Here is a 15,251-nt window from a genome sequence, read left to right as displayed (position 1 = left end):
ACCACGTCGCTAGCAGCGCGTCCAGCGCCGCGACGTCCGGCCCGCGGTGCCAGGCCACGAGGACCTCGTGCGCGGCGCGGTGGGCCGCCAGCAGCGGCACCACGAGTGGCTCACGCAGGTCGTCCAGCCCGACACTCACGATGGCGCCCTCGCAGTGCTCCGCGCGCACCTCGAGGTCCCGGCACTGACCGAGCAGGTCGCCGTAGGACTCCAGGCTGCCGCGCAGCTCGGCGGCCGCCTCGGCGTCGAAGCAGCGACGGAAGACCGCGAGCACGTTGCGGATGCGCCGCACCGCGGTGCGCAGCTGATGGACCGCATCGGGCTCGTCGGCCAGCGCGGCCGCCCGACGGTCAGCCACGAGCCGGGCCAGCTCGGTCACCGCCGCGCCGAGCATCTCCCCCGCTGACTGCTGCACACCTCCAGCCTGCCACCCACGACCGCGTCAGTGTGACGCGCGCCATACTCGCTCGTTGCACGGACATGCTCCGAGGTCGTACTGCACCCGTCCTGCTTGCCGGCCTGCTCGGCCTGGCGACCGCTCCGCTGGTCGGCGGCGGACCTGCGCCGTCCGCGCAGGCGGCGCCGCGCTACCAGGAGTACGTCGCCCTCGGGGACTCGTGGTCGGCCGACGTGGTGCTGTTCGACCGCAACGGCACCCCGGACGACCGGCACGCGCCGGTGGACTGCGCCCAGTCGCACGACAACTACCCGAAGATCGTGGCCCGCACCCTGGACGTCCCCGTCTTCCGCGACGCCACCTGCGGGTCGGCCACCACCGAGCACTTCACTGCTCCGCAGGAGCTGCCGATGGGCGGAGTGAACCCGCCGCAGTTCGACCGGCTCACCGCGACCACGGACCTGGTGACGGTCGGGGTCGGCGGCAACGACGCGGAGGTCGCGGAGGGCGCGATGACCTGCATCTCCGCCTCGCCGGTCGGGGTACCCACACCGACGCTTCCGCTGCCCGACCTGCTGCCCGTCGTCGAGGAGTCCGCGGCGCCGCTCGGTGCGTGCAAGGAGCGCTTCACCGCCGGCGGGGTGGACCAGCTCGCGGAGAACATCGCACGCGCCGAGGGCAAGGTCGTCGCCGCGCTGAAGGAGATCCATCGGCGCTCACCGAAGGCGCGGGTGCTCCTGGTGAACTATCTCGACGCCATCCCGGAGAAGGGCTGCTGGCCGGTCGTGCCCGTCACCGACTCCGACATGGCCTACCTGCACTCCGTGTTCACCAAGCTCAACGACATGCTCGCCCGCGCCGCACACAAGGGCAGGGCCGAGCTCGTCGACACCCTCCCGCTCAGCGCGGGCCACCATGTCTGCACCGGGCCGCTGACCCGCTACGTCGAGGGACTCGGCATCGTGTCGGCCAATGACGTCGCCGTCGCGGTCCCGGCGCACCCGAACGCCGCCGGCGCCCGCTCGCAGGCGCGGTCGGTGCTGCAGCACGTGGCGCGCTGAGCCGCAGACCTAGTCGACGGCGGGCAGCACCAGCTGCCCGATGTCGCCGGGATTGAACGCGATCTCCCACCGGTAGCCGTCGGGGTCGGCGAAATAGCCGGTGTAGCCACCCCAGTCGCGCTCCACGGCCGACTGGACGTGCCGCGCACCGGCGGCCTCGGCCGACGCGAGCACGGCGTCCACGTCCTCCCTGGTCGGCAGGTTGTGGGCGATCGTGATCGGGGCGACTCCCGGTCCCGACATGAGCGGCCCGACCTCGGCCTCGAAGTGCGCGCGGTCCCACAGGGAGAGGACGAGGCGCTCGCCTGCGCGGAACATCAGCACCTCGCCCGGCACGTCGAGCTCCGGATGCCACCCCAGGCCGGTGACGTAGAACCGACGGGTGGCGTCCAGGTCGCCGACGGCGAGGGTGACGAAGCTGATCCTCTGGTCCATGCCACCGAGCGTGGCACGCGGCACCGACATCCGGCACGGCCTACCGGGCGGGCCGCTGCCCGTCCGGAGCGCTCAGCGCGCTCAACGAGACCCGCTGCCTCCCGGCGACGTCGAAGTTGCTCGGGTCGAGCCACTGCTCGTGGGCGGCGCGCACGGCCGGCCACTCCTCCGAGGTGACCGAGAACCAGTCGGTGTCGCGGTTCCTGCCCTTGATGACGAGGTGGTTGCGGAACCGGCCCTCGTAGGTGAACCCGAGCCGCACGGCCGCGCGGCGGGAGGGCTCGTTCAGGCTGTCGCACTTCCACTCGAAGCGGCGGTAGCCGAGGTCGTCGAAGGCGTGCCGCATCAGCAGGTGGATCGCCTCGGTCGCCGCCCGGGTGCGCTGGAGACCGCGGGCGAACAGCACGCCGGCGACCTCGACCTGCCCGTGCGCCGGCTCGATCCGCAGGTACGACGCGACGCCGGCGGCCTTCCCCGCCAGCTCGCCCTCGGTCGGGATGAGCGCGAAGGTGAGGTCGACGGGCGAGTCCACGACCCCGGCGAGATGCATCCACAGCTCCGCGAGCGAGGTCGGCCGGTCGACGGGCCGGTAGGTCCACAGGTCACCGTCGCCCGGACCGCAGCAGGTGGCGAACAGGTCGGCGTACCAGGCCGACTCGAGCGGTACGGCGCGGACGTAGCGTCCCTCGATCTCGACCGGCGAGGGGGCCGGGCGCGGCTCCCAACCGGCCACCAGGTCGCCGACCGGTAGCCCGAGCTCGTTGGTGTCCGGCATCAGCCCTCCTTGGTCTCCCCTGGCCATCACGGGCGATCGCTGGCCATCACTGGTACGACACGAGCCGCACGCGCGGCCGGATCCGGTGGACGGCCCGCGCACCCATCAGTGGCCTGTCCTCGTCATAGAACAGCTTGAAGCCCATCGCGAACCGGCCGGGCCGGGCCACCGCGTCGTAGGTGTCGAGCTTCTGCCCGGGGGTGCCGAACCCGTCCACGTGCTGCACCAGCTGCAGGCCTTCTCGGCGCACGATGCGTCGTACGTCGGGAAGCATGGAGCCGCGGAACTGGTGGAGCACGAGGACCTTCTCAGGGAGGTTGCGCTCGAGCATCATCCGGGAGAGCCAGGCACTCACCCGGTTCACCTCCTCAGCGCGGACCCTGCCGATCACCCGGCCCGGCACCTCCCCCGGGCCCATCCGCCACTCGGGGTCGAGCGCGAGCCCGACGTGGGGCTCCCGCAGGGCCCATGCCCAGCGCTTCGCGGCCCGCTGGAAGCCCGAGCGTCCGGGCTGGATGTCCAGCACGACCAGCGCGCCGTTCTCGCGCGCGGCGTCGACATAGCGCCGTACGTCCGACCGTGCGATGTCGTGGCTGTAGTCACCGTCCCTGCCCGGGTAGGCGTCGGCGATCGAGACGATCAGCTCGTAGACCAGCCGCACCGGACGGCGCGGCCGTTCGAAGGGCGCCGCGGCGCGCGCCAGCCGCCGGTGTGCTCGATCCGGCGGGGTCTCCCCCAGCACACCGAGAGCGCCCGAGCCGGCGGTGCCGTAGTAGGCGATCAGCATGCCGCCCGGCGGCAGCACCCGTTCCGCCTTCCAGCGCGGCCGGGCGGTCGGCGCAATCCGCACCGGATCCACAGCATCGCCTGCCGCGACGTCCACGGACGTGCTGACCTGCTCGGTGACCCCCACCGGCTCCTCCTCCGCGGGCGTCCCGACCGCGGCCAGCACGAGCGCGCACAGGCCCAGAGCCACCGCGACCGCACGACTCGGGCGCCGCAGCCAGGCGAGGGTCACCAGAGGGCGCGCAGCCGCGCGTCGACGTCCGAGCTCGGCGGGTCCTGTGCTGACCGGACGAACACCGCGGCGACAGTGCCCCCGCCGCGTTCCTCGAGCTGCTCGCGTACGGTGCGCCAGGCTGCCAGGTTGGGGTGGTCCACCTCCGTGCACGCGGCCGCCGGCGCGAGCGCCGTGATCGCCTCGTCGAGCTGCTGGCGGCTCATCTCGATGGTCGCGGTCGATCCGTCGTGCTTCAGGACGGTTGCGAGGAGGACGGCGGGCAGGCCGTGCGTCCCGCCCGGCCTGTTGACGTGGCCGAACTCCCCGTCCAGGGCGATGCCGTGGCCCACCGGCGGCGTCCAGCCGTCGATCTGGGCGCTCAGCCGCTCACGGATCCGGGCCAGTCCCGCGAGGGTCGACCACTCGTCCATCGGGTCGAAGTCGAAGGCGGGCAGGCCGTCAATGCTCGTGCGGTTCCGGCGCCGACGATAGTCGGCCGAGCCCTCCACACCCTTGCGCGTGAAGTACGGCTGGAGGAGGTTGCGCTCGCCGACGTACTCCATCAGGGGGACGCCGTACCCGCACGAGTCGGAGATCCGATCGATGTCGACCACGACGACCGCCCGGGTGCCCGGCAGCTCCTCGAAGCGGGCGGCCAGCTCGTCGTACTCCTGGTCGTAGATCGTCACGACCCGGCCGCGGCCGTGGAACCGCACGATGTTCGGCGGGCCCTCGAACGCGCAGAACATGATGGTGATCCGGCCGTTCTCACGCAGGTGCGCGATGGTCTCGCTGCCGCTGCCGGTGGTGTCGACCCAGGCGAAGGTGCGGTCGTCGAGCATGCCGAACGTCCCCGGGACGCCGCGGGGCGACAGGTTGACGTGGCCGTCGTCGGCGAGCGGCGCGGTCGCGACGAAGAACACCCGCTGCCGCTCGACGAATGTGCGCAGGCGTCCTTCGACGCGGTCGTAGAGCTTGGCCACGCGCGGCCGTCAGCTGGTGACCGCGCCGTGGGCGGCCGACTGGACGGTGGCTGCGTACTTGCCGAGCACGCCGCGGGTGTACTTCGGCGGCAACGGCTCCCAGCCGACCTTGCGCGCCTCCAGCTCCGCCGCGTCGACGTCGAGCTCGAGCGTCTTGTTGAGCACGTCGAGCACGATCGGGTCGCCGTCCCGCACGAAGGCGATCGGGCCCGCGTCCACGGCCTCAGGGGCGATGTGGCCGACGCAGAGGCCGGTCGTGCCGCCGGAGAAACGCCCGTCGGTGACCAGGAGGACGTCCTTGCCGAGCCCGGCGCCCTTGATGGCACCGGTGATGGCGAGCATCTCGCGCATGCCGGGGCCGCCCTTCGGACCCTCGTAGCGGATGACGACGACGTCCCGCGCCTGGATCTTGCCGAGGGCGAGCGCGTCGAGCGCAGCACGCTCGCCGTCGAACACCCGGGCGGTGCCGCGGAAGACCGTGTCGTCGAATCCCGCCGTCTTCACCACCGCGCCCTCCGGGGCGAGGGTGCCCTTGAGGATCGTCAGCCCACCGGTCTTGTGGATCGGCCGGTCGAAGGAGTGGATGACGTCGTCGTCGAGCGGCGGCGGGTTGAGGTCGTCGAGGTTCTCGGCCAGAGTCTTGCCCGTGACGGTGAGGCAGTCGCCGTGCATCAGCCCCGCGTCGAGCAGCGCCTTCATCACCACCGGGATGCCGCCGATCTTGTCGACGTCGTTCATGACGTACTTGCCGAACGGCTTGAGGTCCGCCAGGTGCGGCACCTTGTCGCCGACCCGGTTGAAGTCGTCGAGGGTCAGGTCGACCTCGGCCTCGCGGGCGATGGCGAGCAGGTGGAGCACGGCGTTGGTGGAGCCGCCCAGCGCCATGACCACCGTGATCGCGTTCTCGAACGCCTCCTTGGTCATGATCTGGCGCGCGGTGATGCCCCGGCGCAGCAGCTCGACCACGGCCTGGCCCGACCGGTGGGCGAAGCCGTCGCGCCGGCGGTCGACCGCCGGCGGCGCAGCGGATCCGGGCAGCGACATCCCCAGCGCCTCGCCGACCGCCGCCATCGTGTTGGCGGTGTACATGCCGCCGCATGCGCCCTCTCCGGGACAGATGGCCCGCTCGATGCGGTCGACCTCCTCACGCGTGATCTTGCCGGCGAGGCAGGCGCCGACAGCCTCGAACGCGTCGATGATCGTCACGTCGCGTCCGTCGACGTTGCCCGGCATGATCGAACCGGCGTAGAGGAACACCGACGCGAGGTCGAGTCGTGCGGCGGCCATCATCATGCCCGGCAGCGACTTGTCGCAGCCGGCGAGCAGCACCGAGCCGTCCAGTCGCTCGGCCTGCATGACCACCTCGACGGAGTCGGCGATCACCTCACGCGAGACCAGGGAGAAGTGCATGCCCTCGTGGCCCATCGAGATGCCGTCGGACACCGAGATGGTGCCGAACTCGAGCGGGTAGCCGCCCCCCGCATGCACGCCGTTCTTGACGGCCTTGGCGAGGCGGTCGAGGGACAGGTTGCAGGGGGTGATCTCGTTCCAGCTGGACGCGACGCCGATCTGCGGCTTGGCGAAGTCCTCGTCGCCCATGCCGACCGCGCGGAGCATGCCGCGGGCCGCGGCCCGCTCCAGGCCGTCGGTGACGTCGCGCGATCGGGGCTTGATGTCGGGGGCGTCGGTCATGGACACAGATTAGTGCGCCGCCTCCGGGCGCCCGCGGCGTATCTCACGCTCCCGACATGACCTCGGCCGGGCTCAGACCACGCCGACCTTGACCGCCATCACGTCGGGAAGGTCGGCCACGATCTGGCGCCAGGTCTCCCCGTCGTCGGCCGACGCCCACACCGAGCCGTTACGGGCGCCGAGGTAGAGCCCGGCCGGGTCGTGGGAGTCGGCACACATGGCGTCTCGCATGACGCCGACGTAGAAGGTGTCGGGAAGCCCCTTGTCGTACGGCGTCCACGACTCCCCCGCGTCGTCCGAGCGCCACACGCGCGCCTTCGCCTCCGGCGGGTACCGGCGGTCGCCGCCGCCGAGCGGGAAGACCCAGATGGTGTCGGGCCGGTGCGGGTGCACCACGATCGGGAACCCGAAGTCGCTCGGCAGGCTGTCACCGATCGATGTCCAGGACGCGCCCTCGTCGTCGGAGCGGTAGACGCCGCCGTGGTTCTGCGCGTAGAGGCGCTCCGGCCGGCTGGGGTGCCGGGTCACCTTGTGCACGCACTGACCGAACTCGGGGTAGCGCTGCTCCTCGGGCAGGAAGTCGGCGCGGATGCCGTGGTTGCGGGGCGCCCAGGAGGCGCCGCCGTCCGTGGTCTGGTAGACGCCGCCGGTCGAGAGCGCCGCTGTGATCGAGTCCGGGTCGGTGGGGTGCGGCAGGACCGTGTGGAACGCCTGACCCCCGAAGCCGGCGTCCCACGCGTTCCGGTGCGGGTGGTTCCACAGACCTGCCTCGAGCGCGAACGTCTCGCCGCCGTCGCGGGAGGTGAAGACCGCGCCCGGCTCGGTGCCCGCGTGGATCACGCCGTCGCCCACGCCCGGAACCAGCTGCCAGATCCGCTCGACGGTGGCGCCGGCGCCCTCGGGGAAGCGGATAGCGCCGTTCGGCGTCTCCTGCCAGGTCTCGCCCAGGTCGTCGGACCAGCGCAGCTGCGGGCCGAGCCAGCTCGACGACGCGCCGGCGAAGAGCCGTGGCGTGCCGCGGCGGGTGTCGACGAGGCAGGAGTAGACCTCCTCCATGTCGTGGTGGGGACCCGTGAACGACCAGTCCAACCGGTCCTCCGAACGCCCGATCCACATGCCCTTGCGGGTGCCGACCGTCAGGATGGTGGTCATCTGTTCCTCCTCATGAACGCGGCAGGAAGGCAGCCGCCGTCCCCTAGAGTGACCCGCCTCGCCGACAAAAGTCACCGGCCGTCCGGGAATCCTTGATCCAGTCGCCACGGATGCGGCGACGGACCGCCGGTCCTCGAGGGGTCGGCCGTTCGTCTGTCGTCCTGCCGGTGTCTCTAGATTGTGCGGGTGCACGGCAGCCCTCATCGACCCTCGCTCGGCGTGGCCGTCGGCCTCGTCCTGCTCGGAGTGGCCTCGGTCCAGCTCGGCGCGGGCTTCGCGAAGCGGCTGTTCGCCGACATCGAGCCCGACGGCGTGGTCTGGCTGCGCCTCGCGAGCAGTGCCGTCGTACTCGCCCTGTGGGCGCGGCCGCGGGTACGCGGCCGGACCGCGGCCGACTGGCTGGCGGTCGCGCGGTTCGGCGCCTGCCTCGGCGTCATGAACTGGGCGATCTACCAGTCGTTCTCCCGGATCCCGATCGGCGTCGCGGTGACCATCGAGTTCATCGGGCCGCTGCTTCTCGCCGCGGTGGGCTTCCGCCGGGCCCGGGACCTCCTGTGGGTCGGGCTCGCGGCGATCGGCGTGCTGCTGCTCGGCTTCGAGCGCGCCCACCTCGACCCGGCCGGCGTCGCCTTCGCCCTGGTCGCCGGCGCGGCGTGGGCCGGATACATCCTCTCCAGCGCCGAGACCGGGCGGCGGTGGGCCGGTATCGACGGCCTGGCGGTCGCGAGTGTCGTCGCCGTGGTCATGCTCGGACCGCTGCTGCTCACCGTCGACCGCGACGCGCTGATGGACACCCGGATCCTGCTGATCGGGGCTGCGGTCGGTCTGCTGAGCTCTGTGATCCCCTACAGCGCCGAGCTCACGGCGCTCCGTCGGCTCCCGGCGGCCACCTTCGGCGTGCTGATGAGCCTGGAGCCGGCCGCCGCCGCTCTCGCCGGATTCGCCGTCGTCGGCGAGAAGCTTGCTCCCGTGCAGTGGGCTGCGATCGGGTGCGTGGTCGCGGCCAGCGTCGGCGCCACGCGCGCGACCCGGAGGCCGATTCACTCAGATGTCATCTGAGGGTGTCCTCACGCACACACAGCGGGCATAGTCTCGACGACAGCCCACCGAGTTCCCTCGAGAGGAGCCGCATGTCCCCGCTAGCTCCTGTGCTCCACACGGTCCGGACGATCCGCGCGTGGCCGGTCTCCGCCCAGCAGCACGCCCGCCGCAACGCGATGATCGCCCTCACGGAGTGCACGCAGCGCCGTGCGGAGCGCGAGGACGTGGAGCGCTTCCTCAGCGCTCGCTCGACAGATCCCACCGTCACCCGCGACTCCGCGATCTCACTCCACGCCTGACGCTGCCACTCGCGAGCAGGTCGGTCGGGCACAATCGCCCCATGTCGACCTCCGCTCCGAGCCCAGAGCAGCGCGTACGACCAGCGTCGTTGTCGTTCCGCGACATCCTCTCGGACGACGGCACCTACCTCCGGGCATGGACCAACGACCCCGACGGGGTGATCCAGGGGCCGACGGTGGTGCTGTGCAACGGTCTCGGCACCAACGCCTTCCTCTGGCCGTGGCTGCTCGACGCGGGGTGCGGCGTACGGATCGTGTCCTGGAACCACCGCGGCGTGGGCGGCTCCGAGCGCCCGCGCGACCCCAAGCACGTGGAGATCGAGCACTTCGTGCAGGACGGCCTGTCCGTCATGGACCACTTCGGGATCGACAGGGCAGCGCTGATGGGCTGGTCGATGGGCGTCAACACCGCCTTCGAGCTGACCTACCGCCATCCCGAGCGGGTGCGCGGGATCTTCGCCGTCTGTGGCGTCCCGGGCGACACCTTCGCGACCATGCTCGCTCCGTTGCACCTGCCGCACGCCGTCGCGCGCGCGTTGACCGTCAACGTCTGCCGGATCGCGAAGTACGCCGGCTGGGCGGCCAGCCCCGTGGTGCGCCGGATCCCGATGGGGCCCCGCACGGTCAGCCTGCTCGGCAGGACCGGGTTCATGTTCCCCGTCCCCGATCCGGCGGCGGCCGCGCCGGGTCTCAAGGAGTTCGTCATCACGCCCGTCGACTGGTACGCCCGGCTCGCGCTCGGCACCTCCAAGCACGCGCGCGTCCGGTTGAGCAAGATCGACGTGCCCACCATGTTCGTCGCGGCCACCTACGACATCCTCGCCGGCGCCCGTGACATGGCGAGCGCCTCGCGCCGGCTGAAGGACAGCCGGTACGTCGAGCTGCGCGGCTCGCACTTCGTCCACCTTGAGCAGCCCGAACAGGTGCACCACCTGCTCCTCGAGTTCCTGGAGCGGGTCGCGTGAGGCGTCGTCGCCGCGGCCTCTCGGTCACCCCGGTCCTCGCGGTCCTGGTCACCCTCGGGCTGGCCGCCTCGGGCTGCGGCCAGGGCGGCAACGAGAGCGACGTCGACGTCGTCACGGGCACCTCCGCGGCCCCCACCGGAACGGTGGAGGGCGACGAGGTCGCGTTCGAGGTCGACGGGGTCCCGGACGTGGTCGGGACGGTCGCCAGCGGGCTCGAGACGCCGTGGGGCATCGACTTCCTGCCCGACGGCAGAGCCGTCGTCACCGAGCGCGACTCCGCGCGCGTCCTCGTCGTCACCCCGCCCGAGGTCGGGGAGGGCACTCCACGACGGGAGGGCACGATCCAGCAGGTCGGCCGGATCCCGGAGACCGACCCGCGCGGCGAGGCCGGGCTCCTGGGTGTCGCGGTCTCCCCCACCTTCTCCTCCGACGGGCTTCTGTACTTCTACGTCTGCACTGCGGAGGACAACCGCGTCGTCCGGGCCGAGCTTGACGGAGAGAGGCTCGGCCCGACGGAGCCGGTGCTCACCGGGATCCCGACCGGCGACATCCACGACGGCGGTCGCCTCCTCTTCGGCCCCGACGGCTACCTGTACGTATCGACCGGCGAGGCCGGTGACGAGCAGCTCGCTCGCGACCGCACGTCGCTCGCCGGCAAGGTCCTGCGGATCACCGCCGACGGGGAACCGGCGCCAGGCAATCCGTTCGACACGGTCGTGTGGTCGTGGGGCCACCGCAACGTGCAGGGCCTCGCGTTCGACTCGCAGAGCTTGTTGTGGGCCTCCGAGTTCGGCAGCACCAGGTTCGACGAGCTCAACCGGATCGTCCCCGGCGAGGACTACGGCTGGCCCGTCGTCGAGGGCAGCGGCGGTCCCCCGCAGTACATGCAGCCGATGATGACGTGGCGACCCTCGGAGGCCTCCCCGTCGGGGCTGGCCTTCACCGGCGGCTACCTCTGGATGGCGGCATTGCAGGGTGAGCAGCTCTGGCGGATCAAGGTGGCCGACGGCCAGGTGAGCGACCCGACGTCGTACTTCTCCGGGACGACGGCGGGCGAGTACGGCCGACTTCGCACGGTGGTGGTCGACCCGCAGGGCCGGCTCTGGCTCACCACCAGCAACCACGACGGACGCGGCACGCCGGCCGCCGACGACGACCGGATCCTGCTCATCGAGCCGTAGCGGCGGGGGTCGGCTCGGCCCGAACGATGTGCGCCCTGCGGGCAGCGCGTCGCAGCGTGGTCAGCACGGCCGGACCGAGCAGCGCGATGGCGAGCGCGTTGGTGATCGCGCGACCGGTGTCCCACCCGCCGGTCGAGGTCAGCACGGTGTAGAGCAGGAAGTGGTGGAGGTTCTCGAGCACCGGAGCACCGGGCGCGTAGGACAGCTCGCTGGAGTCCTGCCCCGGCACCTGCACGCCGGCGATGAACGGCCAGCCCTGCAGGTTCATCAGCAGGCCGTACAGGTAGGCCGAGAGCACGCCGTAGCCGACGAGCATCACGAGCTCGCGACGACCGCGGACCCGGCGCGGGAGCAGTCCGGCACCCATTCCGACCCACGCGGCGACCAGCATCTGGAAGGGCAGCCACGGGCCGACCCCGGCCGTCATCAGCGCCGAGGCGAAGAGCGAGGTACAGCCCAGGACGAAGCCGAACCCGGCACCGAAGACCCGGCCGCCGAGGATCAGCAGGAAGAAGACGAGCTCGAGCCCAGCGGTGCCGGCGCTGACCAGTCGTAGCACGGCGTTGACCGCGCTCAGCACGCCGAGGATGGCCAGCACCCTGGCGTCCATGCCTCCCTCGCTGAGCTCGGCGAGCACGACGGCGAGGATCACCGGCAGCAGGGCGAGGAACAGGAACGGCGGGTCGACCCGACCGGAGGCGGCCGGATCCACCTCGAGCAGCAGCGGCCACGCGAGCATCAGCGCGCCGATCACGGAGGCGATTCCGAGGACCACGCCGGACCGCAGTCTCAGCGGGACGGCGGCGCCCTGCCCGGTCACCGGACCACCTCGGGTGCGGCCAGCGCCGCCGCGACGTCCTCGACGCGAAGCCAGCCCGGACCGAGCACCTTGGTGACCTGGGGCGCGAAGGCCGGGGACTCGGTGATCGCGTGGGCCACCGGCCCGGACGAGACCACCTCGCCCTCCGCGAGCACCACGAGGTCGTCGGCGACCTGGGCGACGAACTCGACGTCGTGGGTGGCGATCAGGACGGCGCGCTCGGCCTCCGGCTCGACCGCCAGCTCACGGAGGATCTTCGCGAGCTGACGCTTCGCGGGATAGTCCAGGCCGCGGGTCGGCTCGTCGAGCAGCAGCAGGCGCGGGCGTGCGGTGAGCACGACGGCCACCGCCAGGGCCAGCCGCTGACCCTCGGACAGGTCCCGGGGATGCTGGTCGGGCTCGACTCCGGGAGCGAGTCGGTCGAGCAGGCCACCACAGGTGCCGGGCTCCGCATGCGCCGTGCGGTCCGCCGCCTCGCACTCCTCCCGCACCGTCTCGAGGTAGAGAAGGTCCGCCGGGCTCTGCGGGACCAGCCCGGTCGTTGCCCGCCGCTGCTCCGGCCTGAGGCTGCCGGGGTCCGCGCCGGCCACCCGGACCCGGCCGCCCACCGGCCTGTGCCGGCCCTGGAGGGCCCACATCAGCGTGGACTTGCCGGCCCCGTTGCGGCCCATGAGCGCGGTCACCGTCCCTGCGTGGAGGGTGAGATCGACCTCGCGGACCGCGGGCGTGCGGCCGTAGGCCACCGACAGTCGTCGGGTCTCGGCGACCGGCCCACGTCGTACCTGACGCAACTGCTGCCCAGGAGCCGGATCGGCGACAGTTTCGTCAGGTACGACGGCCGCCAGCCGCGCCTTCAGCGGACCGGCGAGCCGGCGGGCGTCCCGCACGGTCAGCGGCAGCGGCTGCCACCCGGCCAGCCGGCCCAGCTCCACGATCGGCGGTGCGATCGAGGCGTCCTGCAGGATCTCGCCGGGATCGCCCACCCGAAGCGTGCCGGGTCGCGCGGGGTCGGCACCGAGCAGGCAGAGCCGGTCGGCGAACGGCACCACCCGCTCGAGCCGGTGCTCGGCGACCAGCACGGAGACCCCCAGGTCGTGGACCAGCCGCGCCAGCGTGGCGAGCACGTCCTCGGCAGCGGTCGGATCCAGTGCGGAGGTCGGCTCGTCCAGCACCAGCAGCCGCGGGTGGGCGGTGAGCACGGAGCCGATGGCGACCCGCTGCTGCTGGCCGCCCGAGAGGGTGCGGAGGTCGCGGTGCCGCAGGTCGGCGATGCCGAGCAGGTCGAGGGTCTCCTCCACCCGCCGGCGCATCGTGGGCGCGGGCAGCCCGAGCTGCTCCATCCCGAAGGCGAGCTCCTCCTCGACCGTGTCGGTGACGAACCACGCGGGCGGGTTCTGTCCCACGTAGCCCACGGTGTGCGCCCGCTCGCGGGCCGGACGGTCGATCACGCTCTCGCCGTCGAGGACGACGTCACCAGTGAGCGTGCCGCCCGTGAACGCCGGCACCAGCCCCGCCACGACGGCCAGCAGTGTGGACTTGCCGGCCCCGGTCGGGCCGGCGAGCACCACCAGCTCGCCGTTCTCGACAGTCAGCTCGACGTGGTCGAGGACCCGGGTCGTGTCGTCGTCGTAGCGGAAGGTGATGTCGCGGAGCTCCATCATCGGGCGGTCACCGCCTCGCCGACCGACCGCGGCGCGACCACCTCGGCGGCCGTCCCACGGCGCTGCGCCGTCATGGGCGGTGGCGCCATCCAGACCGGCAGCAGGCCCACCAGCACGGCCGCCACCGCGAGCAGTGACACCTCCGGTACGGCCGTGACGCCGGGATGGGCGACCGCCGGATCCCACCGCTGGACGGTCCACAGGCCGGCACCGGTGGCGACCCCGGACAGGGCGACCGAGATCTCGGGCAGCCGCCAGCGGTCCGGCCGGTAGCGGGTCCGCCGGACCCGACGACCGGCCAGCATGAAGCCGGCCAAGGCGGCAGACGTGCCGAGGGCGAGCATCGGCAGCGCGAGGAACCGCGGAGTCGTACCGTCGAGCAGGGCATAGACACCGGCACAGACGCCGAGCAGGCCCACGATCATGAGCGCGCCGGTGGACCTGCGCTGGCGAGCGGTGAGCTCACCGGTTCGGCCGTAGCCGCGGGCGTCCATGCCCGCAGCGAGGGCGAGAGAGCGTTCGAAGGAGTCCTCGAGGATCGGGACCAGGATCCGTCGTACGCCTCTGGTCCGGCGGAACCGACCCGTCGGCCCGCCGCGCAGCTGCTGGGCCGCGCGGACCCGGCGGGCGCTGTCCGCGAGCTGCGGGACGACGCTGATCGCCACGGTCATGGCGGTGCCGACCTCGTAGAGGGCCGGAGGCAGCGACTTCATCAGCCGCTTGGGGTTGGCCAGGGCGTTGGCGGCACCGATCGCGATCAAGATGGCGGCGAGCCGGCTGCCCTCGTAGACCGCCCACAGCAGCTCCTCGCGGGTGAAGTCACCGAGCAGGCTGATCCCCGCGACGACGTGGGGCAGCGGGATCTCCGGCAGGGTGAACAGAACATGCCCTGGGGCGTCGCCACCGAGCACGATCCGGAAGAGGACCCGCACCAGGACGACGGTCAGCCCGAGCCACAGGTAGAGGCGGAAGGAGCGGGCCCACGGCTGGTCGGAGCGACAGGTCAGGACCGTCAGTGACGCGACCGCGAGCATCAGCGCGAGCACGAACGGGTTGGTCGTGCAGGAGGCGCCGACGACCAGGCCGATCGCCCACGTCCACCAGGCCACCGGGTGCAGGTCGCGCGGCAGCCTCACGACCGCCTCCGCAGGAGCGGTACGGCGGCCGCCGCGCACAGCACGACGACGACCCCGGCGACGAGGACCCAGGTCGGCGCGCCGTCGCGCGAGGGCTGGTCGGTCTCGGTGACGGCGCTCTCCAGTGCTCCCTCACTCACTGCCTCGTCGCCCCCGGCCTCCACCGAGCCGGTCCCGTCGATCGTCACCTCCGGCGGTGCTGCGTCGCCCTCGCCCTCGTGCCAGGCGAAGCCGAGATGGCCCCCGGGTTCGATCTCGAGCTGGTCGGCGCCGAGCGTCGCGTAGGCCCAGCCCTCCGGGCCCGCGGACCACCACAGGCTCCAGTAGGAGTCGCCCTCGGTGCACGGCCCTTCCTTCGGGAGACCGCTGACCGAGCAGACGAAGCCCTGCATGCCGCGGGCGTAGGTCAGCGGGAAGCCGGCGTCCTCGAAGACCTCGGCCGCCGTGCCGCCGGACGGGTGACAGGCGACGCGGGTGTCACCGCCCAGCTCGTTGAAGTCCACGACCACGGCGACCTCGCCGGCCGCACAACCTGGCTCGCCCCGGTCTCCGCCCGCCGGCTCCGCGCCGGCTGCGGGTACCGCGTGCGGCAGGACCGCGAGCACGGTGGCCGCGGCCAGGGCTGCGTGGCGGAGCCTCAGGAAGTCGGGCAC

The 15,251-nt window shown here is 72.3% G+C and carries 16 protein-coding genes; 5 read left to right on the top strand and 11 right to left on the bottom strand.

Annotated elements, in window-relative coordinates; translation table 11 throughout:
* On the bottom strand, window positions 1–415 hold a 415-nt coding region (locus E7Z54_RS12215; protein WP_136434058.1), incomplete at its 3' end, for a CHAD domain-containing protein.
* Between the two features lie 32 nt (window positions 416–447).
* Here E7Z54_RS12215 and E7Z54_RS12210 point away from each other — a divergent pair.
* Window positions 448–1,458 (top strand): SGNH/GDSL hydrolase family protein, encoded by a 1,011-nt coding sequence (locus E7Z54_RS12210; protein ID WP_136434056.1) that lies wholly within the window; start codon window positions 448–450, stop codon window positions 1,456–1,458.
* 9 nt (window positions 1,459–1,467) lie between these two features.
* Here the strand turns inward: E7Z54_RS12210 and E7Z54_RS12205 are convergent, their stop codons facing one another.
* The 6 genes from E7Z54_RS12205 to E7Z54_RS12180 all read right to left on the bottom strand — a co-directional run bounded on the left by E7Z54_RS12205 (window position 1,468) and on the right by E7Z54_RS12180 (window position 7,495).
* Window positions 1,468–1,893 carry a VOC family protein gene (locus E7Z54_RS12205; protein ID WP_136434054.1) on the bottom strand — a complete coding sequence of 142 codons (426 nt, stop codon included), beginning with the start codon at window positions 1,891–1,893 and terminating at the stop codon, window positions 1,468–1,470.
* A 40-nt stretch (window positions 1,894–1,933) separates the two neighbouring features.
* Window positions 1,934–2,668 (bottom strand): GNAT family N-acetyltransferase, encoded by a 735-nt coding sequence (locus E7Z54_RS12200; RefSeq protein WP_136434052.1) that lies wholly within the window; start codon window positions 2,666–2,668, stop codon window positions 1,934–1,936.
* A 46-nt stretch (window positions 2,669–2,714) separates the two neighbouring features.
* Window positions 2,715–3,686: a hypothetical protein gene (locus tag E7Z54_RS12195; protein ID WP_136434050.1), complete on the bottom strand. Its 972-nt coding sequence runs from the start codon at window positions 3,684–3,686 to the stop codon at window positions 2,715–2,717.
* The gene (locus E7Z54_RS12190) at window positions 3,683–4,651 is read right to left on the bottom strand and encodes a pyridoxamine 5'-phosphate oxidase family protein (RefSeq protein ID WP_136434048.1); all 969 of its coding nucleotides are present in this window, start codon (window positions 4,649–4,651) and stop codon (window positions 3,683–3,685) included. The genes E7Z54_RS12195 and E7Z54_RS12190 overlap by 4 nt, the downstream gene beginning before the upstream one ends.
* 9 nt (window positions 4,652–4,660) lie before the next feature.
* A complete protein-coding gene (ilvD, locus tag E7Z54_RS12185) occupies window positions 4,661–6,343 on the bottom strand; it encodes a dihydroxy-acid dehydratase (RefSeq protein ID WP_136434047.1) in 1,683 nt (560 codons plus the stop codon).
* 72 nt (window positions 6,344–6,415) lie between these two features.
* Window positions 6,416–7,495, bottom strand: a complete 1,080-nt coding sequence (locus tag E7Z54_RS12180) for a WD40/YVTN/BNR-like repeat-containing protein (RefSeq protein ID WP_136434045.1) — start codon at window positions 7,493–7,495, stop codon at window positions 6,416–6,418.
* Between the two features lie 186 nt (window positions 7,496–7,681).
* Between E7Z54_RS12180 and E7Z54_RS12175 the strand changes: the two genes are divergently transcribed.
* The 4 genes from E7Z54_RS12175 to E7Z54_RS12160 all read left to right on the top strand — a co-directional run bounded on the left by E7Z54_RS12175 (window position 7,682) and on the right by E7Z54_RS12160 (window position 10,981).
* Window positions 7,682–8,554, top strand: coding sequence for an EamA family transporter (locus E7Z54_RS12175; RefSeq protein WP_136434043.1), 873 nt, complete (start codon window positions 7,682–7,684; stop codon window positions 8,552–8,554).
* A gap of 71 nt (window positions 8,555–8,625) precedes the next feature.
* Entirely contained in the window at window positions 8,626–8,835 is a 210-nt protein-coding gene (locus E7Z54_RS12170) for a hypothetical protein (protein ID WP_136434041.1), read from the top strand.
* Window positions 8,836–8,876: 41 nt separating this feature from the next.
* A complete protein-coding gene (locus E7Z54_RS12165; protein WP_136434039.1) occupies window positions 8,877–9,800 on the top strand; it encodes an alpha/beta fold hydrolase in 924 nt (307 codons plus the stop codon).
* Entirely contained in the window at window positions 9,797–10,981 is a 1,185-nt protein-coding gene (locus tag E7Z54_RS12160) for a PQQ-dependent sugar dehydrogenase (RefSeq protein ID WP_136434038.1), read from the top strand. The genes E7Z54_RS12165 and E7Z54_RS12160 overlap by 4 nt, the downstream gene beginning before the upstream one ends.
* Here E7Z54_RS12160 and E7Z54_RS12155 read toward each other — a convergent pair.
* The 4 genes from E7Z54_RS12155 to E7Z54_RS23220 form a co-directional block, all read right to left on the bottom strand.
* Window positions 10,968–11,801: an ECF transporter S component gene (locus E7Z54_RS12155; protein ID WP_378527145.1), complete on the bottom strand. Its 834-nt coding sequence runs from the start codon at window positions 11,799–11,801 to the stop codon at window positions 10,968–10,970. The genes E7Z54_RS12160 and E7Z54_RS12155 overlap by 14 nt on opposite strands.
* The gene (locus E7Z54_RS12150; protein WP_136434036.1) at window positions 11,798–13,462 is read right to left on the bottom strand and encodes an ABC transporter ATP-binding protein; all 1,665 of its coding nucleotides are present in this window, start codon (window positions 13,460–13,462) and stop codon (window positions 11,798–11,800) included. The genes E7Z54_RS12155 and E7Z54_RS12150 overlap by 4 nt, the downstream gene beginning before the upstream one ends.
* Entirely contained in the window at window positions 13,459–14,598 is a 1,140-nt protein-coding gene (locus E7Z54_RS12145; RefSeq protein ID WP_240769650.1) for an energy-coupling factor transporter transmembrane component T family protein, read from the bottom strand. Before E7Z54_RS12145 ends, E7Z54_RS12150 begins: the two co-directional genes overlap by 4 nt.
* The coding region (locus tag E7Z54_RS23220) for a hypothetical protein (RefSeq protein WP_168798294.1) at window positions 14,595–15,251 on the bottom strand (657 nt) is incomplete at its 5' end. The genes E7Z54_RS23220 and E7Z54_RS12145, both read right to left, overlap by 4 nt.

Source organism: Nocardioides sp. (genome assembly GCF_004803405.1).
In the GTDB taxonomy this organism is placed as follows: Bacteria; Actinomycetota; Actinomycetes; order Propionibacteriales; family Nocardioidaceae; genus Nocardioides; species Nocardioides vastitatis.
This window is presented reverse-complemented; position numbering and strand designations above follow the sequence as displayed.